This is a genomic window from Chloroflexota bacterium (assembly GCA_020850535.1).
Lineage (GTDB): Bacteria > Chloroflexota > UBA6077 > UBA6077 > JACCZL01 > JADZEM01.
Genome location: JADZEM010000187.1, coordinates 158,194 through 181,313, shown reverse-complemented (window position 1 = coordinate 181,313; position 23,120 = coordinate 158,194). Strand labels below are relative to the sequence as shown.

Below are 23,120 nucleotides of genomic sequence, written 5' to 3'. Positions count from 1 at the left end.
ATCGTGCTGGCCATCGACGGCCCGGCTGGGGCCGGCAAGAGCACCGTGGCCGAGTTGCTGGCGAACGAGCTTGGCTACTTCTACTTCGACACCGGCGCGCTGTACCGGGCCGTGTCCGTGCGGTGCCTGGAGGAGGGCGTCGATCTCTCTGACGAGACGCGGCTGGGGCAGCTGGTGGGCGAGATCGACATCCAGGTGCGGCCAGCCAGCGTCGAGGACGGACGCCAGATCGACGTGCTGCTGCACGGGCGGGACATCAGCCACGCCATTCGGACTCCGGAGGTCGATGCCGTCGTGTCGCGGGTGGCGGCCTCGCCAGCCGTGCGGGCCGGGCTGATCGATCTTCAGCGACGACAGGTGCAGGGCGTCGGCACAATCCTGGCCGGCCGCGACATCGGCACCGTGGTCTGCCCCGATGCCGATCTCAAGATCTACCTGACGGCCAGCCCGGCCGAGCGCGCCCACCGGCGGCTGGTCCAGGTCGGCGGTGCGCCCGATCGACTGGGCGAGATGGAGGCTGCCATCGTCGAGCGCGACCGCAAGGACGCCTCGCGGGCCATCGCGCCGATGGTCAAGGCCGACGATGCCGTGGAGATCGACTCGGACGGCAAGAGCATCGAGCAGGTGGTGAGGCTGATCCGCGAGCTGCTGACCGAGCGCGTCGCGACGCCGCGGGCGGCTGAGGCCGGGCGGTGAGCCTGCCGATCCCGCTGCTCGGGGAGGGCGACGGCGCGGCGGCGTCGCCGTCGCGCCTGGCGTTCGGCGTCATCATCGACCGCGACCAGCGCCGGCCGGTCAACGCCGTGGGCGCGGTCATCGTCAGTGTGCGGCCGGACGGCCCGGCTGGCCGCGCTGGCGTGCAGGCGGGGGATCGTCTGATCGCCATCGACGGCGTCGTGCCGCGCGACCTGACCGACGTGCGGATCGCCGTGCAGGACAGTGCGCGGGTGGTGCTCGACCTGGAGCGGGATGGCGTGCCGCTGGTCAAGCGGGTCCGTCTGGACGAGGACGACCTCGACCTGGGCGTGGACTTCGAGCAGCCGACCTTCGACGGCCTGCGGCAGTGCATCAACAACTGCGAGTTCTGCTTCATTCGGGGCCTGCCGAAGGGGCTGCGGCGCTCGCTGTACGTCCGCGACGACGACTACCGCTACTCGTTTCTGTTCGGCAGCTTCGTCACGCTGACCAACCTCGCCGAGGAGGATTGGCACCGGATCGCGTTCCAGCGATTGACGCCGTTGCGCGTGTCGGTCCATGCCACGGACCCGGACCTGCGCGCCCGGCTGTTGGAGCATCCCGGGGCTGCCCCGATCCTTCCCCAATTGCAGTGGCTTGGGAGGGCCGGCATCCAGGTCCACGTCCAGATCGTGCTCTGCCCGGGCCTGAACGATGGTGAGGTGCTGGAGCAGACGGCCACGGAGCTTGCCGCCCTCGACGGCGTGGTGGCGTCCATGGCCGTCGTACCGGTCGGCATCAGCGATCATCTGCGGGTCCGCACGCTGCGGCCTGTCACCCCAGCCGACGCCGCCGACACGCTGGACCGGATCGCGCGGCTGCGTCGGCGCTTCAAGCGCGAACACGGCAGCGGCCTGATCTTCCCGAGCGATGAGCTGTTCCTGCTGGCCGGGCGCAAGCTGCCGGGGGCGGCCTACTACGAGGATTTCCCGCAGATTCAGAATGGCGTCGGGCTGACTCGCGTGATGCTGGCGGACTGGCGTCGATCCCGTCGCCGCCTGCCGGCCAGCGTCGAGCCGGCGCGGACGGTGGCGTGGTTGTGCGGTCGGGCGGCAGCGCCGGCGTTGCGCCAGATCGGCGAGGAGATGAGCGCCGTCGATGGGCTGTCCGTCCGGGTGTGCGTGGTCGAAAACACCCTGTTCGGCGCGTCGATCACCGTGTCAGGCCTGATGAGCGGCGTGGACATCGTGCGGGTGCTGCGGGAGTCGCCGGCCGATCTGGCGATTCTGCCGCGCAACGCCTTCGGCTTCGAGGGGAACCGCACGCTGGACGAGTGGAGCGTGGAGGGGATCGAGGAGCAGACGGGCGTGCGGATCGCGCTGGGTCGGACGGCGTCCGACCTCGCCAGCCTGAGCCTGGGCAGCACAGCGTAGCGGTTGTGGCGCTGCCTGGGGCGCGCGTACGATCCCTGGTGCGTCATCCCGACCGAAGCGAGGCACGAGTGCGTGCCGTTGTCATCCCGACCGCGGCGAGGCACGAGTGCGTGCCGTTGTCATCCCGACCGAAGCGAGGCACGAGCGCCTGCCATTGTCATCCCGACCGAAGCGAGGCACGAGCGACGTGGAGGGATCTTCCTCAGACAAAGATGAGCGAATCGAAGGGGAAGATCCCTCGACTGCGTTCGCAGGCCCACTCCGCTCGGAATGATGGGAGGGACGCAAGGGATGCAGGCGCTGTTCCCAGGTACGCTCTTGCGCGGTGGACGTTGCACGACGCTCTGACAACCTATCTTGACAGCCTGACCGAGGCCGGCAAGACGGCGCATACCGTCGCCAGCACCCGCCTCGATCTCCAGCAGCTGGCGCGGTATCTCGGGCGGCTGACGCTGGGCAGCGTGACCGCCGACGATCTGCGCGGCTTCTTCGCGTGGCTCGGGCGGCAGCAGGGGAACAGCACGTCGTCCTTGCGGCGGAAGACGGCGACCGTCAAGGGCTTCTTTCGGCAGTTGCACGCCGCCGGCGACCTGGAGCACGACCCGTCAGCCGAGCTGCTGTATCCGAGCTTCGTCGCGCCCGAGCTGTCGGTGCTGACGCCCGCGGAGGTCGAGCAGGTGGTGGCGGCGGCCCACACGGCGAGTTGGCAGGCGCTGGTACTGTGCCTGATCGACGCCGGCCTCAAGCGCGACGAGGCCGTGGCCCTCCGCTGCGAGGATGTCGAGTTTGTGGACGGTGTGGAGTCCCCAGGACGGCTGCATATCCGGCATCGGCGGCAAACCGGGCGCGTGCGGCAGCGGACGCTGGCCCTGACCGTGCGGCTGGCCGCCGCCCTTCGCGAGCAGCTTGCCGACGCCAGCGTGGCCGGTCGTGAGGCCGTCTTCGGCGTGAGTGCGCGCGGCGTTGACTTCATCGTGGAGACGTGCGGTCGAAAGGCGAGCGTGCGACCGAGCGGCAAGGTGACGCCGAAGATGCTCCGCGATGCGTATGGATGCGACCGCATCCGCACGTTTCTCGCGCGGGAACGGCAGGCGGCCATCGATGGCGCGCGCCCGAGCGCCGTTCGCGCCCTACGCCAGGAGCATGACACCCTACTGACCCGCGAGCTCGGACTCGCTGGGGAGAGCGTCGTCCCCGACCGGTATCGACGGCTGGTCGCCGGCTTCGAGCGTGATCGGCCCGAACAGGGCTGACTGTACGATCACTATCTCGCCGCGCCGGACCAGCTCCAGCACCGCCAGCAGCGTCGCCACGATCTCGTCAACCGTCTCGCCGCAGACGGCCTGCCAGTTGATGCGCTTCTCGGTGGTGAGCAGGCCGCGCAGCAGGAACAGCCGCTCGGCCACGCTGATACGCGGGCGGATGGTCTCCTCGTCAGCCGTGCCGGGATTGCGCCGCTTCTCGATGGCGAGGTAGAGCGAGCGGAGAATCTCTGGGGCAATCGCCTGGAGTGCGACTGACTCCGGCGGCAGATCAAGCTTGTGTGCGCCGTGCCCGTACGACGAGAGGCCGGCTGCGTCGAGCCGTCCGAGCGCCTCGGCCAGCGCCCTGAACGAGCGGTATGCCTCCAGCCGACGCACCAGCTCCGCGCCGTCTGTCTCCTCGGCCAGCTCGGGCGGGGCCGGCGGCTCGATGGCCGGCAGCAGCGACCGCGACTTTAGCAGGAGCAGGCGGGCGGCAATCGCCAGGAACTCCGAGAGCAGGTCCGGGTCGACCTCGTTGAGCGAGCGCACCTGCGCGAGATACTGATCCGCGACGGCCACCAGGCTCAGCTCGGCGATGGGCAGCCGCCGCCGCTCGACCAGCGTCAGCAGCAGGTCGAGCGGCCCGGAGAACTCGCCGAGCTGGAGGACGGGCGGGGCCGGTCGGCGGCTGACGGTCACCGTCTTGCACTCGCCGGCCTGGGCGTGAGGGCCTCCTCGCAGGTGCGAGTCAACGTGTGGCCGCCGTCGTGCCGGCCGTGGCGGCCCGCAGCTGGCGCACGAATTCGTCGACGGCAGCCTCAACCTGCTCGGGTGGCGTGGCTTCGATCAGGTTGGCGATGGCGCTCGACACGATGGCCCCGTCCGCCATCCCGACCAGCCGCGCGACGTGGGCCGGCGTCGAGATGCCGAAGCCGACCACCAGCGGCGTCGCAGTCGCGGCGCGGGCGCGAGCCAGGAAGTCGGGCAGCTCCGCCGACAGCTCCGAGCGAGCGCCGGTGGTGCCGACGAGCGCCACGCAGTAGATGAAGCCGCTCGACTGCCCGCCGACCGCCTCGATCCGGCCGGCGTCGCTGGTCGGGGCCAGGAAGTAGACGTAGTGCAGGCCGTGCTGCCGGGCGGCGTCGGCCAGCTCGGCGGCCTCCTCCAGCGGCATATCGGGGACGATGAATCCGTCCACGCCGATGCGCGCGGCGTCCGCACAGAGCCGTTCGAAGCCGTAGGCCATCAATGGATTGACGTAACTCATCATCACAATGGGCGTGTCGTGCGTCTGCCGGAACTCGGCCACGATGTCGAAGGCGTCCGCCAGGGTGGTCCCCTGCGCCAGCGACTTCGCGCTGGTGATCTGCATCGTGACGCCGTCGGCCAGCGGGTCCGAGAACGGGATGCCAAGCTCGAACGCGTCCGCGCCGGCGTCGGCCATGACCCGCAGCAGCCGCACGCAGGCGGCCCGGTCCGGGTAGCCGGCCGTCAGGTAGGGGAACAGCCCGATGCGCCCCTCCTGCTTGAGGCCGGCAAAGGCCCGGTCGATCCGATTCTGGGCGCTCATGCCAGTCCTCCGGTCGCCTCGCGGAAGCTGTCGATGTCCTTGTCACCGCGACCCGACAGGCACACCACGACCGTGCCATCTGGCCCCAGCTCGCGGCCAAGGTCGCGCAGGTAGGCGATGGCGTGGGCCGGTTCCAAGGCCGGGATGATCCCCTCCGTGCGGCAGAGCAGCCGGAAGCCGTCCAGTGCGTCCTGGTCGGAGATAGCAACGTACGATGCGCGGCCGATGGACTGGAGATAGCTGTGCTCCGGCCCGACGCCCGGGTAGTCCAGGCCCGCCGAGACCGAGTGCGTCCCGAGGATCTGGCCGTCGTCGTCTTGGAGGATCAGGGTGCGCGTGCCGTGCAGCACGCCGATCTTGCCCGAGACCAGGGTGGCCGCGTTCTCGTTCGGCCCCATCCCGACGCCGCCCGGCTCGACGCCGATCAGCCGGACGCCGGGATCGTCCACGAAGCCGGCAAACATGCCGATGGAGTTGCTGCCGCCGCCCACACAGGCGACGACGGCGTCCGGCAGCCGTTCTGCCTGCTCCAGCACCTGCTCGCGCGACTCCCGTCCGATGACCGACTGAAAGTCGCGGACCATCGTCGGGTAGGGGTGCGGCCCGATGGCCGAGCCGATGATGTAGAACGTCGAACGGACGTTGGTGACCCAGTCGCGGATCGCCTCGTTGATGGCGTCCTTGAGCGTCTTGGTGCCGCTCTCGACCGGACGGACTTCTGCGCCGAGCAGTTGCATGCGGAAGACGTTGACCGACTGCCGCCGCACGTCCTCGACGCCCATGTACACGACACACGCAAGCCCGAGCTTGGCGCAGACCGTGGCCGTGGCGACGCCGTGCTGGCCGGCGCCGGTCTCGGCGATGATCCGCTGTTTGCCCATCTTCTTCGCCAGTAGCGCCTGCCCGAGGGCGTTGTTGATCTTGTGGGCGCCGGTGTGGGCCAGATCCTCGCGCTTGAGGTAGACCCGGCACCCGACCGCCTCGCTCAGACGTGGGGCGTGGTAGAGCGGTGTCTGGCGACCGACGTAGTCGCGCAACTGGCGCGCCAATGCGGCCTGGAACTCGGGATCGTCGCGGGCCTCGGCGTACGCGACTTCCAGCTCGCGCAGGGCCGGCATCAAGACTTCTGGGACGAACTGGCCGCCGTACGGTCCGAAGTAGCCCGGCCGTTGCGGCTGGGCCTCCGCGACCTGTTCAGCGGCGATGGCTGTCGATTGCGAGATCGACACGTCTGACCTCCGAGATGAACGCGCGAATCAGGTCCGGGTCTTTCACCCGGCACGACTCCACGCCGCTGCTGACGTCCACGGCCCAGGGGCGCGTCGCCTCGATCGCCTCGGCCACGTTGCCGGGCGTCAGGCCGCCGGCCAGGAACGCCTCGGCGGCGGCGGCTCGTACGGCCGGCCAGGGATAGGTCGTGCCGGTGCCGCCGTACTGGCCGTCGGCCTTGGCGTCGAGCAGCAGGCGGGCAGCCCCGTGGTCGGCGGCGACGGTCGAGGCTTGCGGCTGGCCGCTGCCATCGACGTGCACCACGCGGATCACCGGTGAGCCGACGGCAGCCGCGTAGGCGGCAACTTCTGCTCCGCACAACTGCGCGAAGTCCAGCCCGGCCGTTCGCACGGTTGACTGGACGACCTCCAGCGGCTCGTCGACGAAGACGCCGACCGCCTGCCAGCGGTCTGGCCCGCCGAAGCGCGACCGCGCCGCCGCCACGATCTCCCCCACCGTCCGCGGCGCGACGTACCGATGGCTCGGCGGGTAGAAAATGAAGCCGAGGAAGTCGGCTCCAGCCTCCAGCGCCATGGCGGCCTGCTCGACCGTCTTGATGCCGCAGATCTTGACGCGGGTCCGGCTCATGCGGGCGTCCGGGTGGGAAGCGGTGCGCCGGCTGCCAGAAAGCTCCGCAGCAGGTCGCCAGCGTCCGGGGCCGTGACCAGCGACTCGCCGATCAGGGCGGCATCAACGCCGAGATCGCGCAGCATGGCGATGTCCTCGGCGGTCCGGATGCCACTCTCGCTGACGAGGGTGACGCCGGCCGGGACCAGCGGTCGCAGCTTCGCGGTGGTCGCTACGTCGGTGACCATGCGGGTCAGATCGCGGTTGTTGATGCCGATCAGCTCCGAGCCGCAGTCCAGGGCGATCCGCAACTCGTCCTCGGTGTGGACCTCCACCAGCGCGGCCATCCCGAGCGACGTTGCCAGCGCGCTCGTGCTGACGATCTCGTCGGGGGTGAGCGCCAGGACGATCAAGAGCACGCAGTCTGCGCCGATGGCCCGCGCCTCGTAGACCTGGTACGGCGAGACGACAAAGTCCTTGCGCAGGACCGGGACGGTGACCCGCTCGCGCACGGCGGTGAGGTCGGCGTCCGAGCCTTTGAAGTACTTCTCGTCGGTGAGGACCGAGATGCAGGATGTGCCGGCCGCCGCGTAGGTCCGGGCCATCGTCGGGGCGTCCATGTCGAGCCGCAGCGCGCCCTTGGCCGGCGACTGCCGCTTGATCTCCGAGATGATCGAGACGCCGGGCCGGCGCAGCGCCCCCAGGAAGTCGCGGGCCGGCGCGGCGGCGGCCGCCCGGGCGGCCTGCTCCGCCTGCGGGACGCGGGCCAGCCGCTCGGCAACCTCGTTGCGTTTGTTGGCGAGGATGTCGTCGAGGATCATCAGGCTGGCACCGCCCCCTTCAGCGACTGCGAGACCTCGCGCACCTCGTCGAGCTTGGCCCTGGCCGCGCCGCTGTCGATGGCCTCGGCCGCTCGCAGCGCCCCGCGCCGCATGTCCTCCGAGAGGCCGGCCACCACCATGCCGGCGGCGGCGTTCAGCAGGACGGCGTCGCGGGCCGCCCCGCGCTCGCCGGCCAGGATCGACTGGGCGTAGCGCAGGTTCGCCTCGACGGTGCCGCCCCGGATCGCCTCGCTCGGGTGCGACTGCAACCCGATCCGCTCGGGGGTGATCTCGTAGTCGCTGACGACGCCATCGGCCACGTCGTAGACCTTCGTCGGCGCCGAGATCGACAGCTCGTCCAGGCCGTCGCTGCCGTGGACGACCAGCGCCCGCCGCGACCCGAGCAGCCGCAGCACCTCGGCGATGATCGGCGCGACCGGGCCAACGGCCACGCCCGTCACCTGGGACGTGACGCCGGCCGGGTTGGTGATCGGGCCGAGCAGGTTGAACGCCGTCCGCACGCCGATCTCGCGGCGCGGCACCACGGCGTGACGCATGGCCGGATGGTACAGCGGCGCGAACATGAAGCCGAAGCCGGTCCGGCGCACGCACTCGGCGACGCCGTCTGGCGGCAGATCGAACGCCACCCCGAGCGCTTCGAGGATGTCCGCCGCGCCGCACTTGCTGGTGATGCCACGGTTGCCGTGCTTGGCGACCTTCCCGCCGGCCGCCGCCACCACGATGGCCGAGAGGGTCGAGATGTTGAACGTGTTGCCGCCGTCGCCGCCGGTCCCGACGATGTCGATGGCGTCTGAGTCGGCCTCGACGCGGTTGGCGTAGCGGCGCATGATCCGCGCGAGCCCGGCGATCTCCTCGGCGGTCTCCCCCTTCATGCGGAGCGCCGTCACGAACGCCGCGATCTGCGAGGGCGTCGCCAGCCCCTCCACGATGTCGAGCATGGCGGCAGCGGCCTCGGTCTCGCGGAGGGACCGGCCTTCCACCACCTTGACGATCATCTCCTTGATCGCCATCGCCTTACCTCCCCGCCGGAATCGAGGTCGCGAGGGGCCGGGCCGTACTGGCCGCCGCCGCGACGATATCCAGGAAGTTCTTGAGCAGCGTCTTGCCGCCGTCGGTCAGGATCGATTCTGGGTGAAACTGGACTCCGTACAATGCCTCATCGCGGTGCCGCAGGCCCATGATCGTGCCGTCCGCCGTCTCCGAATCCACCTGGAGCGTGGCTGGCAGCGTCTGACGGTCGGCCACCAGCGAGTGGTAGCGCACGGCTCGGAAGTTTGGCTTCAGCCCCTGATAGAGGCCGTCGCCGCCGTGGACGATCTCCGAGGTCTTGCCGTGCAGCAGCTCGGGCGCGGAGACGATCTCCGCGCCGTAGGCCGCCGCGATGGCCTGGTGCCCGAGGCAGACGCCGAGGATCGGCAGCTTGCCGACAAACTGCTTGACGACCGGGATGCAGACGCCAGCGTCCTCGGGGCGGCCCGGCCCCGGCGAGAGGATGATGCCGTCGACCTGCATCCCCTCGATCTCCTCGACGGTCAGCGAGTCGTTGCGGCGCACGTCCACATCCGCGCCAAGCTCGCAGAGGTACTGGTACAGGTTGTAGGTGAACGAGTCGTAGTTGTCGATCAGGAGCAGGCGGCTCATGTCGCAGGCACCCCCTCAGAGACCGGCTCGGCCAGGGCGTCCCCGATGGCGCTCGGGACCGGCGCGGAGGCCGGCCGACCGGCCCGCTCGGCGGCCAGCACGCCACGCAGCAGCGCGGCGGCCTTGTTCAGCGTCTCCTCGTACTCGAAGGCGGGATCGGAGTCGGCGACGATGCCGCCGCCAGCCTGGACGTGGACCGTGCCGTCCTTGACCAGGGCTGTCCGCAGCGCGATGGCCGTCTCGATCTCGCCATCCCAGTTGAACAGGCCGACCGAGCCGGCGTAGGTTCCGCGACGGTCCTTCTCCAGCTCGGCGATGATCTCCATCGCGCGGATCTTGGGCGCGCCGGAGACGGTCCCAGCCGGGAAGACCGACCGCAACGCATCGACGGGGCGGAGGTCGTCGCGGAGCTGCCCGGTGACCTTCGAGACGATGTGCATGACGTGCGAGTACTTCTCGATCACCATCAGCTCGTCCACCGAGACGGTGCCAGCCTTGCTGACCTTGCCGACGTCGTTGCGGCCAAGGTCGACCAGCATGACGTGCTCGGCCCGCTCCTTCTCGTCGGCCAGCAGCTCGCGGGCGAGGCGGTCGTCCTCCTCGGGCGTAGCCCCGCGCCAGCGCGTGCCGGCGATGGGCCGATTGTGGATCAGGCCCTTCTCGACCATCACCAGCATCTCGGGTGAGGCCCCGACGAGGTGGTAGTCCCCGAAGTCGAGGAAGAACATGTACGGCGACGGGTTGACCACCCGCAGGGCGCGGTAGATCGAGAACGGATCGGCGGTCGTCTTCAGCGAGAGCCGCTGCGACGGCACGACCTGGATGATGTCGCCGGCCCGGATGTACTCCTTGGCCTTGCGGACCATGCCCATGAACTCGGAGGGCGTGACGTTCGACTGGACGCGGTCGTGCAGGCCGATGCCCTCGTTGAACGTGGGGATCGACTCCAGCCGTGGCACCTGGGCCGGCTGATCGAGCCGGTCGAGCATGGCCGAGATGCGCTGGACGGCCTCGGCGTAGTTGGCTTCAAGGTCGCCGTCGAGCGGCAGCCGGGTGACGGCCTTGATGGTCCGTCGGGTGTGGTCGAAGACCAGCAGCGAGTCCACGAACATCAGGCGGGCCAGCGGCAGCCCGTGCGGATCGTTGGCCGCCGCCGGCAGCTTCTCGAAGCAGCGTGCGATCTCGTAGCTGAGGAACCCGACGGCCCCACCGATGAAGCGCGGCAGGCCCGGCAGCGTCGCCATCGTGTCCATGCCGAGCAGGCTGTCGATCAGGGCCAGCGGATCGTCGTACTCAAGCGCGCGGCTGCCGTCCGGCGTCTCCAGGGCGGCGCCGTCCTCGCGGATCTCCAGGATCTCGCGAGGGCGCGCCCCGATGAACGAGTAGCGCCCGACGTTCTCGCCGCCCTCGACGCTCTCCAGCAGGAACGAGTCGCGGCCGGCCGCGTACTTGAGGTAGGCCGAGACGGGCGTCTCCAGGTCGGCCAGGATCTCGCGATAGATCGGCACGAAGCGGGCCTTGCCCACCAGCGCCTTGGCCTGGGTCAGACTCGGCGTGAACATCAGCCCCTCCGTGATCCGGCCATGTCCGGCCGCTCGCTGGCGAAGTAGTTGATGCCCATGGCGTCTCGGGCCATGCGGATCGTCTCCTCGGCCTCGCGGCGAGCCTTGCGGCTGCCCTCGGCGATGACGTCGTCCACCAGGCCGGGCTGGCTCTCGACCTTGGCGCGGCGCTCGCGGATCGGCTCGAGGAAGTTCTCCAGGGCGGCGATCAGCTTGCGCTTGACCTCGACGTCGCCGACCTTCCCGACGCGGTAGCGGTCCTTCAGGTCGTTGACCTCGTCCAGGTTCGGGTTGAAGGCGTCGTGGTACTGGAAGACGGGGTTGCCCTCGACCGTCCCCGGATCGGTGGCGCGCAGGCGGGTCGGGTCGGTGTACATCCCCATGACCTTGCGCTTGACCTCCTCGGGCGAGTCGGCCAGCATGATGGCATTGTTGAGGCTCTTGCTCATCTTGGCCTTGCCATCGATCCCGACGAGGGTGGGCACGTCGCCGATGAGCGCCTCGGCGATGGGGAAGACTTCGCCGTAGAGGTCGTTGAAGCGGCGACCGATCTCGCGGGTGATCTCGATGTGCGACGACTGGTCCTTGCCGACCGGCACGAGGTTGCCCCGCACGATCAGGATGTCAGCACTTTGGAGCACCGGGTAGCCGAGCAGCCCGTACGAGGCCGTCTCCAGCTTGAGATCGCGCACGACGTCCTTGAGCGTGGGAAGGCGCTCCAGCCTCGGCACCGAGACGAGCATGCTGAACAGCAAGTGGAGCTCGCAGGTCTCGGGGACGAGCGACTGCAGGTAGATGACGCTCTTGTCGGGGTCCATGCCGACGCTCAGGTAGTCGAGCACCAGCTCATGGACGTTCTCGCCGATGTCGCGGGGGTTGTCGAAGCGGGTGGTCAGCGCGTGGTAGTCGGCGACGATGAAGTAGCAGTCGTAGGTGTCCTGGAGCTTGACGCGGTTGGCGAGCGAGCCGACGTAGTGCCCCAGGTGGAGCTTGCCGGTGGGCCGGTCGCCAGTGAGAATGCGGCCCTTCTTGGCCTGAGAACCTGCGGTCATCTGGTAGCACCCCTCCGCTGACCTCGCCGTGTTCCGATCTCCGGGGCGGAGAGGGAGGCAGAGCGAGATCCTGTGTGAACGGCAAACGCCCCTCGTCCAGCCAGGGACGAGGGGCGTCTCGTGGTGCCACCCTGTTTCGGCCGTCGTGCAGGGGACTGCGTGACAAGCCCTTCGCGGGCGCGGCCCTGAACCTTGCAGCGTGCTGCTGCCGGCCTCACGGCGATGCCCTACACCCTGATAACGGTGGCAACTCCGGCGATGCCTACTTGGTGCCTGTCGGTCAGCGGGTGACCGTCCTGCGCGTTCGGATCGCGACTCCCGGGTCCATTCGCCGCCGTCTGCGCCACCGGTTCACACCAACCCCGGCTCTCTGAGGCGCTCGCTGACGGGTACTCGTCCCGTTCGCAGTCTTTGAGTATGCGGTTGTGTCTAGTGGGGGAGTATACGGGCGTGGCGGCGGGCCGTCAATCCGAAATCGCTCTGGGTATTTCCTTCTTGGGGATGCCGGGCATCGATCATGAACTTCACGCCGCCGTCAGGTGCGAGCGCTTGACCTCAAGCGAGCGCGCCGCGAACTCCAGGCAGGTGAGGAGATCGCCGCGCTTCAGGTCAGGGAACGCGGCCACAATGTCCTCGATGGAGTCGCCGCCAGCTAGGCACTCCAGCATCGACTGCACGGGATAGCGCAGACCGCGAATCACCGGCTTGCCGTGGCAGATGTTCGAATCGATGGTGATGCGCGAGGGCAGCGAGTCCATGCGTTCACGATACGGCGTGTCGTAGCGAGGCGTCGACACGCACGTGCGCTGAACCGGGTCAGCCCGAGCGAAGTGAGCCTGCGAACGAAGTCGAGGGATCTTCCCTGCCTGAAATGTGCCGGACAGAGGGAGAAGATCCCTCCGCTTCGCTCGTTCCTCGCTACGGTCGGGATGACGGAGGGAAGTTCATCCCTCGTTTCGGTCGGGACAACCTTGGGATGGTTGTTTCGCGCTGCACTGCGGTTGTCAGGGCGGGGATGTTCATTGCGCGTCGCGGCCGAAATGACGAGCAGAGTACGGGGGAGCGTGGCGAAGTTCTGCTCTGTGTGGCGGACTGGGAAGCCGTGAGGACCGTCTACGCCGGCTGGTTGGCGTGGATCGCCTGACCTGACACCTTCATGGTCAGACGGTAGACGCCGGTGTTCGCCGTGATGAACAGCATCCGATTCCCAGGGCCGCCCCAGGCGCAGTTAGCCGGCGGCTCGGGCGTGCCGATGAACCCGAGCGGAGCGCCGTCTGGCGCGTAGACCCACAGGCCGTCCTCCGTGTTCGCCGTCACGTAGAGGTTGCCGAGCACGTCCAGCTTCATGCCGTCCGGCCGGCCGACCGTGCTGCCGTAGGTGACTTCCGCGAAGACCCGATCGTTGCTCAGGCTGCCGTCGTCGTTCACGTCGAACGCGCGGACGTGGTGGCGGTCCGTGTCGTCGATCAACAGCGTGCGGCCGTCGTCCCTGAGGACGAGGCCGTTCGGGCGCTCGAAGTCGTCCACCAGCAGCCGGATGCTGCCGTCCGACGCCGACACCCGATAGACGCCGTTGAATGGCGTCTCGCCGGGTGCGAACGTCCCGTCCGGCTGACGCAGGCCGTACGGCGGATCGGTGAAGATCAGGTCGCCGTTCGCGAGGCAGATCACGTCGTTGGGGCTGTTCAGCCGCTTGCCGTCGTAGCGGTCCACGACCGTCTCGATGCGGCCATCGGGGGACGTCCGCGACACGCGCCGGCCCTGGTGCTCGCAGGTGACGATGTTGTGCCCGAGATCGTAGGTGTTCCCGTTCGCGACCTGACTCGGCTTCCGGAAGACCTGTTGGCCGCCCGACTCGGTCCAGCGGTACATCGTGTTGCCGCGTACGTCGCTGAAGGTCAGCCACTGGTCGCGGTGGCTCCAGAGCGGTCCCTCGGTGAAGACACAGCCGCTGGCGATCTGCTCGGGTGTGGCCGATGGGTCAACCAGGTCTGCGAGCCTGGGATCGAGGACGACGGTGGCGCTCATGGAGCCTCCTGCGGCAGACGGTCGGGCGCGGCGGCGCGCCGGTGGGGCTATGGTAGCCGGTTGGCCGTTCGGAAACCCCTCACCGCCGGGATGGCCCCTCACCCCCCGCCCCGCTGCGAGTCCGGCGCGGCCACCGCGATGCCCCGGTATACTCGCACGGTAGATGCGAGCCGACTCCGCGATCCCTGACCCAGCCTACCAGGATGCGCTGCACTGGCTGTACGGCCTCTCGCCGAACATCCGCACCGCCGCGCAGATCGTGGCCGACCATCCGCGCAAGCTCGCCAGGACGCGCGCGCTGCTCGACCTGCTGGGCGGCCCCGACCGGCAGCTTGCCAGCGTCCTGGTCGCCGGGACCAAGGGGAAGGGCTCGGTGGCGGCGTATACCGAGTCGATGCTGCGCGCGGCCGGCTACGCGGTCGGGATGGTCTCGTCGCCGCACCTGACCAGCTGGTGCGAGCGGACCCGCATCGACGGGCAGGATGTCGAGCCGTCCACCGTGGCGCGGCTGATGCCGGCGATCCGCGAGGCGGTGGATCGGCTCGGGCACGAGCGGCCAGACCTCGGGCAGGCCACCACGTTCGAGGCCGGCTTCGCCTTCGCGCTGCTGGCATTCGTCGCGGCCGGCGTGCAGATCGCCGTGGTCGAGGCGGGGGTGGGCGGCCTCCATGACGCCACGAATGTGCTCGATCCGCTCGCCGTGGCGCTTACGCCCGTCAGCTACGACCACATGGCGACCCTTGGGCCGACCCTCACCCACATCACGAGGGAGAAGACGGGCGTGTTTCGAGCGGGCCGCCTCGCCGCCTCGGCGCGGCAGCCCGCTGAGGCCCAGGCAGTGATCGACCGGGCCGCCGAGGCGAGCGGCGCGCGCCTGGAGATGGTCGGGCAGGAGTGGCAGTGGCATCCCGAGGACGGTGGGGCCGGCTGCGGGACGTTTGTGGTGGCGGGGCCGCGCGGGACGTTTCGGCGCTTGCAGACGCCGCTGCTCGGGCGGCACCAGCGCGAGAACGCCGCCCTGGCTGTGGCCCTGGTGACCGACATCCCGCGGCAGCCCGATGCTCCCCGTCCCCTCGGCGCAGGGGCGAGCGCCGGGCCGCGGGCGGCATCGCCCGGGTTGCCGGCCCTGGCGAGCGCCGTCCGGAGCGGGCTGGCGTCGGTCCGCTGGCCGGGCCGACTCCAGGTGCTGCGGTCGTCGCCCTGGCTCGTGCTGGACGGCGCGCACAACGGCGACTCGGCGCGGCGGCTGGCGGAGGCCGTGTCCGAGTGCTTCCCCAGCGAGCGCCGGCGGCTGGTCTTTGGCACGTCGGTCGGGAAGGACGTGACACGGATGCTCGACGCGCTGCTGCCCATCATGGACGGCGTGACGCTGACCCGCTCGCACCACGAGCGCTCGGTGCCGCTGGACGAGCTGGCGCGGATCGTGGCGGCGCGCGGCGTCGAGGCGCGCATCATCCCTGAGGTCCGCGACGCCATCGGCGAGACGCTGGCCGAGGCCGGCCCGCGCGACCTCGTGCTGGTGACCGGCTCGCTGTTCGTCGTGGGGGAGGCGCTGGAGGAGGACGAACGCGGCCGGGCGCCGGTACGCGGGTCGCCTACGACCGAGGCGGCAACCGAGGTGGTGGAGGGGGGAGCATGAGCGAGATGGACGAGCACGGCCACGGTCATCCGCACCCGGAGCCGCGGCGGCAGCCGCACGACCATCCGCACCCGCGCGAGAATCAGGCGCCGCAGGTGCCCGGGCATGCAGAGCCGCACCCGCACGAGCAGCAGCCACCAGCAGACGCTGCGCCGTCTGCGCCGGCCAGTGCGGGTCGCTCGATCCTTTCGTCCTGGACGCCGCGCGCCCCGAGTGAGCTCCGGACCCCGCTTCTGTACGTGGACTGCTTCAGCGGCGTGGCCGGCGACATGCTGCTGGGCGCGCAGCTCGATGCCGGACTGTCGCTCGACGTGCTGCGAGAGGGATTGGCGGCGCTCGACCTGTCCGGCTACGAGCTGAGCGTAGCGACGAAGCAGTCGTTCGGCGTCTCCGGCACCAAGTTCGATGTGCTCATCGACGAGCGGGTGCAGCCCTCGCGCGGCCTCGGCGATATCCTGGCGATGCTCGAACGGAGCGCCCTGCCGGCGTGGGTCCGCACAAAGGCGGTGGCCGTGTTCTGGCGGCTGGCCCGCGCCGAGGCCAGGATCCACAACACCACGCCCGAGCAGATCCACTTTCACGAGGTCGGGGCGGTCGATTCTCTCGTGGACATCGTCGGCAACCTGATCGGGCTGCACACGCTGGGTATCCGCGAGGTCTACGCGTCGAGCCTGCCGCTGCCCGGCGGGACGGTCCGGATGGAGCACGGGCTGTTGCCAGCCCCGCCGCCAGCCACGTTGGAGATCCTGGCCGGGGTGGCCGCGCCGACGCGCCCGGCGCCCGTCCTGGGAGAACTGGTCACGCCGACCGGCGCGGCGCTGCTGGCCGAGCTTGCGACCTTCGAGCAGCCAATGATGCGGGTGCGACGGGTCGGGTACGGCTACGGCACGAAGGAATTGCCGTGGCCGAACTGTGTGCGGATCTGGCTGGGCGAGCGTTGGACGCCGGGACCGCCGCGCCTCTCGCCGCCAGTTCGGGCGGCCGAACGCACAGCCCTCGCCCACCCGGAGGAGGTGGCCCCGCCAACTTCGCAGGGGAACCTCGCCGCCTCAGGACCATCGCGTAACCTCACCCCCCCAGCTCGGCTATCTGGCGCGGAGAGTTGGGAGGGCCAGATGTCGTGCGCGGACCCCCCCTCTCCCGCGTGCGGGGGAGGGGGTCGGGGGGTGGGAGGTGACTCCCTGGTCGCCGACGAGGTCACCGTCATCGAGGCCAACCTGGACGACAGCACGCCTGAACAGCTCGGCTACGCCATGGAGTTGCTGCTCGCGGCCGGGGCGCTCGACGTCTCCTTCACGGCCCTCCAGATGAAGAAGCACCGCCCGGGCGTGCTGCTGGCGGCGATCGCGCGGCCCGAGCAGGCCCGAGAGCTGGCCGGCCTGATCCTCCGCGAGACCTCGACGTTCGGGGTCCGCATGACGCGCGCCGAGCGGCTCATCGTTCGGCGGCGCGTCGAGACCGTCCTCACACCGTACGGTGAGGTGCGCGTCAAGCTCAAGCTGCTCGACGAGCGAGCCACCGCCTCGCCCGAGTACGAGGATTGCTCGGCGCTGGCCCGCCAGCACGGTGTCCCGCTGGCAGATGTCTACCGAGCCGCGCTGCAGGCCGCCGATATCCTGGGTGCCCGGGGTGATTCGCCGGCATAGGGGGCGGTCTCGACGTGGCCGCCGGCGCGCGGCTGCGTCACGGAGCGGCGTTCGCGCCAGCGTGACCGACACGTCTGACCTGTTTCCGATTCGACAGGATCGTGTAACGCAGCTGGCTGCCGGCCTTCGCCAGCCGTGGTCTACCATGCGGGCGATAGCATGGACTGGCCGCCGACGGTCGCAGGCGGGTTACTGGGTCACGGGGATCGCGGAAGAGCGGCTGGCCCGCTGGGCACCGGTGGTGGCACGGGGCTCCTGGCGTTCGGCATCGTCTGGGACGCGCTGACCATCGGTAGGCGGGCCAGCTCAGGCTCGACGGCCCTGCCGCGCGTCAGCCGTATCCTGTAGTACCTGGGCTACGTGCTGATGACGGTCACCGTCGTCAACTGGTTCGTGGCCAGCCACGACCTGTCCGAGGTGAGAACGTCACGGCGATAGGTGAGGAAGGCGCCGAGGCGCCTCAGGCCTGGATACCAGACGCGGAGACGCAAGCGGTGATGCGGGGGGGACCTGATGGACGCACTGTTTGGACCGGGCCGGTCGCGGCTGCAGGAGCTCTTGAGGCAGTACAACGAGTATCCGGAGCGGCAGGAGCAGATCGACACGCAGATCCACGCCGAGTTCTGCAAGCCGGTCTCGATCATGGTGCTGGACAGCTGCGGCTTCTCGCGGTCGGTGCGCCAGCACGGCATCGTCAACTACCTGGCTCGGCTGGAGCGACTCGGGCGGATGGTCCGGCCGATCATCGAAGCTCATCATGGGCGCGTGCTGCGCGTCGAGGCGGACAACATCTTCGCGCTGTTCACGGGGCCGGAGGATGCGACGCGCTGCGCACTGGAGATCCAGCAGCACGTCGAGATCGCGAACGAGCCACTGCCGGCCGCCAGCGAGATCTACGTGGCCATCGGCATCGGCTACGGGCGGATGCTGCTGGTTGGCGAGGATGACGCGTGGGGCGACGAGATGAACATCGCGTGCAAGCTGGGGGAGGACCTGGCGGAGCGTGGCGAGATCCTGCTGACGGCGGCAGCCTACGAGGCCGTGGCGAGCGCCGGCGTGGCGACGTTCGCGGCGTGGTCAGTCAGCATCTCCGGGCTGGACCTGACGGCGCACAAGGTCGTGCGCTAGGACTTTCTGGGTTCTGGGAGAGTGTGCCCAGAACCCAGAACCCAGAACCCAGAACCCACGTTCAGGCGTTGGCCTCGTCGCGCCACTTGAGCAGCCACTCGATCTGGTCCGTCTTCCACGGGTCGTCCCAGCCGTAGATGAGCTGGGTCGCGCCGACCTTCACGTACTGGTCGAGGATGTCGAACTGCTCGGGGCGCGCCGCGCAGACCCGCTCGATCGTCGACGGGTCTCGCCCGAGTTTGGCGCACCACTCGTCGAGGACGGCGCTCTTGGCGGCGAACACCTCAGGCGTGCCGTGGGTGTGCCACTGGTCGGCGTACTGGGCGGTGATTCGCAGCGTCACCTTCTCGCCGGCCCCACCGATCAGGATCGGAATACTGCCGTTGACGGGTTTCGGCTCGTCCTTGCTCCACCGATCCTTGATGATGGCGAGCCCCTCTTCGAGGTGCTTGAGCCGGCTGCCGGGCGTCCCGAACTCGAAGCCGAACTCGTCGTAGTCCCGTTGTGCCCAGCCGGCGCCGATGCCCAGCACGAACCGTCCGTCCGTGATGAGATCCATGGTCTTGGCCATGTTCGACAGCAGGGCCGGGTTGCGGTAGCCCATGCAGAGCACGAGGCAGCTGACGGCGGCCTGCTTCGTCTGCGCTCCGAGCGCCGCGAGCAGCGTCCACGGCTCCAGATGGTCGCCCTGGTGAGGGTTGCCATCCCAGGTGCCGAAGAGCGGGAAGAAGTGGTCCCAGTTGTAGATGACGTCCACGCCTGCCTGGTCCGCCCAGAGCCAGGCATCGCGGTACGCCTCCCAGGTGGTGTGCTGCGGACGGATCTGTACGCCGATCTTGATCTTCGCCATACCTCTCCTCGGGGCCGCCCGGAGGCGGCCCGCCGACTGCGCCGAGCGAATGCGCGCTGGGGCTGGTACATCACCACGCTGAAAGCGATGGCTGTCAACACCCCCTGTCATCCCGAGCGACGTGACCCATTCGGCAAGCTCAGGGCAAGCCTTGCGAACGCAGTCGAGGGATCTTCCCCTTCGTGGTTATGCGAAGAAGATCTCTCCACTGCGCCCGTTCCTCGCCGCGGTCGGGATGACAAGGTTGCTGTGCACCCATCATGCCCAGCATGGCCGAGCACTAGACCTTCGTGGGCAGCTCGCCCAGCGACGGCTCGCCGCACCACGTCGTGTTGACCGTCCCGACGCGTGACGGGAGACGGTTGCCGTTGTCGTCGTAGAAGGTGTGCGTCGGCTCGCGGTGCGGCGTCAGCGTCAGGAAGTAGACGCAGGGCTCATCGCCGGCGCAGGAGACACGGTGCTTCTCGTGTGGGTAGGCCACCACAGACTGGCCCGGCGTGGCGATGACCTCGCCGTCGTCGAACTCGAAGCGAACCTTGCCTTCGAGGACCACCCACGTCTCGATGCCATTCGACTCCTCGTGGCTGTGGAAGCCGCCGAGTGCGTCGTCCGGGTTGCGCTTGAGGAAGCGTGCGCGCACGTCTGGCACGGCGATCACGGTTCCGGTCGGATCGTCGCGCCAGTCAAAGGTTCGAGCCGGCATCGGGTTCCTCCCTGGTGGCGCCGTCATGGCGCGCGTCGGGAGTATCAACCGCCGGGCCTCGAAGATCAACCTGAGTCACAGCAGGGGGCGGCAGCAGGGACCAGAGGGCGTTGGTGGCTACCGTGCCGGGCCACAGGTCGGCTGTGTGAGACGCGGCAACGTCTCCGCGAGTTTCTGCGCGACGGCAGCGTTCCCCAGCCGGGAATAGTGCGTATCCTCGAAGACATCGTCGAGGCCGTGGCGCTCGACCTCGACCAGCAGCTCGGAGGTCACGTCGACGACCGGCGCGCCGGCCTCGCTGAGCAGTTCCAGGAGCGGAGCATACGTCTTCACGCCTGTGGCGTTCTGCGCCAGGTCGAGCATGCCCGGCATCACGACGACCACCGGGGTCGCGCCGTTCGCGCGGACATCGTCCACGAATTTCAGGAGGATGCGCTGCGTCAGCTGATAGGCCTCCCCCTGCTGGTCGTAGAGCGGGAATCCGCGCTCGGTCCGCAGGAGCGGCTGTCGATGCCAGGTGTAGGCGGCCGTCCGCCCCAGTCGTACCAGGTGGGAGGAGTCCAACGGGCCGGCCGTGAAGGTGTTCGGGAAGTACCAGGAGTCGTGCTGTCCGAGTGTCGATTCGACCCAGTGGACATCCAGGAGCTGATCGAGGTCGGTCACCGGGTTGGGCATCAGCACCAGATCAGAACCGTTCAGCACGTAGCGCGGCTTGCTCAAGACGACGCTGTCGTCAGGGTGAATGAACGGCCTGAAGCGATTGACGACGCGCTCGATGTCGCCCACGAAGTACCCGATGATCACGGCGCAGCCGCCGAACTTCTGTCCGTCGCGGCCGTAGCGCAGCAGCGCCTGGTCGGGGCCGTAGCCCGGTACGCCGAAGTTGAGCACCTCGGCCCGTGGCAGGGCGTCTTCCAGCAGCACGGTCCAGCAGTCTTGCTGGGTGGACTCGCTGCAGTGGGTGAACGAGTCGCCGAAGGCGGTGATCCGCTGGACGCCCGGCGCTTCGTCAAGCTGGTAGTCGTGGTCGGCGCGGATGCTCTGGCTGTTGATGCGGTAGACGTTGCCTTCCGAGCGGCGGGTGCGGCTCGGCGTCAGGTTCCAGCCGAGGTCAGCATCGTAGGTCAGGTACGTGTCACCACGGATGATCTGGTGTACCCGCTCGTCGTTATATGTAAAGGGGAGCAACCGCGATTCGCTGACCGGCGCGACCACTCGCACCAGCAGCTCCGCGAGTACCAGGCTGAGGGCCACCGAGGATGCCGCGACAATCCATCGGGCTGAACGCATCTACCGTCCTACGCAGGCATGTCCACCGGACCAACCCTGGCCGGGGCCGCAGGCCTGTGGGGAGTATCCGCGTTTCTTGTGAACAGAATGTAAAGAGACCGTGACGACTGCATATCAGTGTGTCATTGCGATGCGCCGGATACTGTTGCCACGCGTACGCTCGGGGTGTGTGCCAACCGCGTTGTGTTCGCACCCCGGCCGTGTTAGCCTACGCCAGACGAACAGCAGGCGCTGGCATGCGCGGCCCCGTGGAGTGGATGCACACTCCCAGGACGGCCCCGAAGCGCCGAGGACAGGGATGTTCAGCCTCAGCTTTTTGGAAGACGTGCCGATAATGTTGATGGAGGCAGCGTTGCCCGTCCATCGGCGTTGCGCCGGCCCAGACCCAGCTGAGCGCGATGCACGCGACGGAGTGAGGGATCTGGCATGGCCGGCGGGATGAAGCCCCATCTGACAATACACGGGCACTTTTACCAGCCGCCCCGGGAAGATCCATTCACCGGCGTGCTGCCGCGCGAAAAGGGCGCTGACCCGTTCCGCAACTTCAACGAGAAGATCGCCGCCGAGTGCTACCGGCCGAACGCCGAGCTTGGCAACTTCTCGCGGATCAGCTTCGATCTCGGCCCGACGCTGGCATCCTGGCTCGAGGCGCACGACCGTCCCACCTACGACGCCATCATCGCACAGGCCCGGACGCACTTCCTCGCGTACGGCCATCCGAACGCGCTGGCCCAGGTGTACAGCCACGCGATCATGCCGCTGGCGAGCGAGCACGAGCGTCGGATCCAGGTGGCCTGGGGCATCGCCGACTACCAGCACCGGTTCGGGTACGCGCCGGAGGGGATGTGGCTGGCGGAGACGGCCGCCGACTCGGCCAGCCTGGGGGCGCTGCTGGATCAGGGCATCACCTACACCATCCTGGCGCCCTGGCAGGCTGGTGCACCTGTCGACACGTCGCAGCCGTACTGGGTGCGCCTTGCCGATGGCCGCAAGATCGCCGCCTTCTTCTACAACGGCGACCTGTCTGGCCGTGTCTCGTTCGACTCCACGCTGACGACGAACGCCGATGTGTTCGGACTGCAGGACTTGCCGCGCCACATCGAGCGGACCCGCGTGGCGGACGGCGATCCCCAACTGGTGCTGATCGCCACCGATGGTGAGCTGTATGGCCACCACCTGCCGTACCGCGACAAGTTCCTGGCGCACCTGCTGGGCGTGAGCGCCGTCTCGCGCGGGTTCGAGGTGACCAGCCTGGGCCGGTACCTGGAGTTCCACCCGCCGCTGGAGGAAGTGACGCTGGCCGAGGCGACCTCCTGGAGTTGCCACCACGGCGTGGACCGCTGGCGCGGTGACTGCGATTGTATCGTCGAGGATGGCGAGTGGAAGTGGTATCTGCGGCAGGCGCTGACGCGTCTGGCGGTGAAGATCGACACCCTCTACGAGCCAGCGGCCAGCCGCCTTTTCCGCGACCCGTGGGCTGCCGAGGCGGCGTACATCGGGGTACGGCTGGGCGCGACGACGGCTGACGCGTTCTGGATGCAGCACGCGCGCAACCCGAAGGTGGGTCAGCAGCGGGCGCTACGGCTCCTGGACGCTCAGTACTACCGTCACATCATGTTCGCAAGCTGCGCCTGGTTCTTCGAGGATCTCGACCGGATCGAGCCGCGCAATGCCATTCGCTACGGCCTGCGCGCCCTCCGCGACGCCGAGCGCGTCCACAAGCTCGATCTGCTGACCGCCTACGCCGCCGACCTGCGGGCGGCGCGCAGCACCGAGAGCGGCCGAACGGGGGTCGATCTGCTGGCCGAGGCGATTGCGCACGCGCCGGGTGGTACATTCTCCCGTGGTCAGTTGTACCGGCACCGGTGTGAGCCGCATCCCGGCAATTCGGACAGAAAGGATGCGGTGGTGGTAGCCTGAATGGCATGACCACTCCAGCACCGCAGCCCGCATCCTCTTCGACACGAAAGAATCCGCGAGC

At 69.0% G+C, this 23,120-nt stretch carries 22 protein-coding genes; 8 read left to right on the top strand and 14 right to left on the bottom strand.

Annotated features, from left to right (window positions below):
- From IT306_27010 to IT306_27000, 3 genes are all read left to right on the top strand, one after another.
- A complete protein-coding gene (locus IT306_27010) occupies positions 1-696 on the top strand; it encodes a (d)CMP kinase (protein MCC7372096.1) in 696 nt (231 codons plus the stop codon).
- The gene (locus IT306_27005) at positions 693-2,108 is read left to right on the top strand and encodes a DUF512 domain-containing protein (protein ID MCC7372095.1); all 1,416 of its coding nucleotides are present in this window, start codon (positions 693-695) and stop codon (positions 2,106-2,108) included. The genes IT306_27010 and IT306_27005 overlap by 4 nt, the downstream gene beginning before the upstream one ends.
- 332 nt (positions 2,109-2,440) lie before the next feature.
- Positions 2,441-3,361: a site-specific integrase gene (locus IT306_27000; GenBank protein ID MCC7372094.1), complete on the top strand. Its 921-nt coding sequence runs from the start codon at positions 2,441-2,443 to the stop codon at positions 3,359-3,361.
- On the opposite strand, the gene IT306_26995 is transcribed toward IT306_27000, so the two are convergent.
- The 11 genes from IT306_26995 to IT306_26945 form a co-directional block, all read right to left on the bottom strand.
- Positions 3,260-4,051, bottom strand: coding sequence for a segregation/condensation protein A (locus IT306_26995; GenBank protein MCC7372093.1), 792 nt, complete (start codon positions 4,049-4,051; stop codon positions 3,260-3,262). The genes IT306_27000 and IT306_26995 overlap by 102 nt on opposite strands.
- A gap of 49 nt (positions 4,052-4,100) precedes the next feature.
- Positions 4,101-4,922 (bottom strand): tryptophan synthase subunit alpha, encoded by an 822-nt coding sequence (locus tag IT306_26990; protein MCC7372092.1) that lies wholly within the window; start codon positions 4,920-4,922, stop codon positions 4,101-4,103.
- On the bottom strand, positions 4,919-6,151 hold the full coding sequence (gene trpB / locus IT306_26985) for a tryptophan synthase subunit beta (protein ID MCC7372091.1): 1,233 nt from the start codon (positions 6,149-6,151) through the stop codon (positions 4,919-4,921). Before trpB ends, IT306_26990 begins: the two co-directional genes overlap by 4 nt.
- Entirely contained in the window at positions 6,117-6,779 is a 663-nt protein-coding gene (locus IT306_26980) for a phosphoribosylanthranilate isomerase (protein MCC7372090.1), read from the bottom strand. Before IT306_26980 ends, trpB begins: the two co-directional genes overlap by 35 nt.
- On the bottom strand, positions 6,776-7,579 hold the full coding sequence (gene trpC, locus IT306_26975; protein ID MCC7372089.1) for an indole-3-glycerol phosphate synthase TrpC: 804 nt from the start codon (positions 7,577-7,579) through the stop codon (positions 6,776-6,778). The genes IT306_26980 and trpC overlap by 4 nt, the downstream gene beginning before the upstream one ends.
- Complete coding sequence (gene trpD / locus IT306_26970; protein ID MCC7372088.1) at positions 7,579-8,610, bottom strand: anthranilate phosphoribosyltransferase; 1,032 nt, start codon at positions 8,608-8,610, stop codon at positions 7,579-7,581. Before trpD ends, trpC begins: the two co-directional genes overlap by 1 nt.
- 4 nt (positions 8,611-8,614) lie before the next feature.
- A complete protein-coding gene (locus IT306_26965) occupies positions 8,615-9,241 on the bottom strand; it encodes an aminodeoxychorismate/anthranilate synthase component II (GenBank protein ID MCC7372087.1) in 627 nt (208 codons plus the stop codon).
- A complete protein-coding gene (gene trpE / locus IT306_26960) occupies positions 9,238-10,803 on the bottom strand; it encodes an anthranilate synthase component I (GenBank protein MCC7372086.1) in 1,566 nt (521 codons plus the stop codon). The genes IT306_26965 and trpE overlap by 4 nt, the downstream gene beginning before the upstream one ends.
- The gene (gene trpS, locus IT306_26955) at positions 10,803-11,855 is read right to left on the bottom strand and encodes a tryptophan--tRNA ligase (protein ID MCC7372085.1); all 1,053 of its coding nucleotides are present in this window, start codon (positions 11,853-11,855) and stop codon (positions 10,803-10,805) included. The genes trpE and trpS overlap by 1 nt, the downstream gene beginning before the upstream one ends.
- 524 nt (positions 11,856-12,379) lie before the next feature.
- Positions 12,380-12,613, bottom strand: a complete 234-nt coding sequence (locus tag IT306_26950; protein ID MCC7372084.1) for a DUF433 domain-containing protein — start codon at positions 12,611-12,613, stop codon at positions 12,380-12,382.
- 355 nt (positions 12,614-12,968) lie between these two features.
- On the bottom strand, positions 12,969-13,883 hold the full coding sequence (locus IT306_26945; GenBank protein MCC7372083.1) for an SMP-30/gluconolactonase/LRE family protein: 915 nt from the start codon (positions 13,881-13,883) through the stop codon (positions 12,969-12,971).
- Between the two features lie 163 nt (positions 13,884-14,046).
- On the opposite strand from IT306_26945, the gene IT306_26940 reads away from it, so the two are divergent.
- From IT306_26940 to IT306_26925, 4 genes are all read left to right on the top strand, one after another.
- Positions 14,047-15,522: a bifunctional folylpolyglutamate synthase/dihydrofolate synthase gene (locus IT306_26940; GenBank protein ID MCC7372082.1), complete on the top strand. Its 1,476-nt coding sequence runs from the start codon at positions 14,047-14,049 to the stop codon at positions 15,520-15,522.
- Entirely contained in the window at positions 15,519-17,168 is a 1,650-nt protein-coding gene (larC, locus tag IT306_26935; GenBank protein MCC7372081.1) for a nickel pincer cofactor biosynthesis protein LarC, read from the top strand. Before IT306_26940 ends, larC begins: the two co-directional genes overlap by 4 nt.
- Positions 17,169-17,327: 159 nt before the next feature.
- Entirely contained in the window at positions 17,328-17,516 is a 189-nt protein-coding gene (locus IT306_26930) for a hypothetical protein (protein MCC7372080.1), read from the top strand.
- A 165-nt stretch (positions 17,517-17,681) separates the two neighbouring features.
- The gene (locus IT306_26925) at positions 17,682-18,296 is read left to right on the top strand and encodes an adenylate/guanylate cyclase domain-containing protein (GenBank protein MCC7372079.1); all 615 of its coding nucleotides are present in this window, start codon (positions 17,682-17,684) and stop codon (positions 18,294-18,296) included.
- 61 nt (positions 18,297-18,357) lie between these two features.
- Here the strand turns inward: IT306_26925 and IT306_26920 are convergent, their stop codons facing one another.
- From IT306_26920 to IT306_26910, 3 genes are all read right to left on the bottom strand, one after another.
- Positions 18,358-19,146, bottom strand: a complete 789-nt coding sequence (locus IT306_26920) for an LLM class F420-dependent oxidoreductase (protein ID MCC7372078.1) — start codon at positions 19,144-19,146, stop codon at positions 18,358-18,360.
- Positions 19,147-19,426: 280 nt separating this feature from the next.
- Complete coding sequence (locus tag IT306_26915) at positions 19,427-19,849, bottom strand: cupin domain-containing protein (GenBank protein MCC7372077.1); 423 nt, start codon at positions 19,847-19,849, stop codon at positions 19,427-19,429.
- Positions 19,850-19,966: 117 nt separating this feature from the next.
- Positions 19,967-21,139, bottom strand: coding sequence for a hypothetical protein (locus IT306_26910; GenBank protein MCC7372076.1), 1,173 nt, complete (start codon positions 21,137-21,139; stop codon positions 19,967-19,969).
- Between the two features lie 426 nt (positions 21,140-21,565).
- On the opposite strand from IT306_26910, the gene IT306_26905 reads away from it, so the two are divergent.
- The gene (locus tag IT306_26905; GenBank protein ID MCC7372075.1) at positions 21,566-23,059 is read left to right on the top strand and encodes a DUF3536 domain-containing protein; all 1,494 of its coding nucleotides are present in this window, start codon (positions 21,566-21,568) and stop codon (positions 23,057-23,059) included.
- The last annotated feature ends 61 nt before the right edge of the window (positions 23,060-23,120 follow it).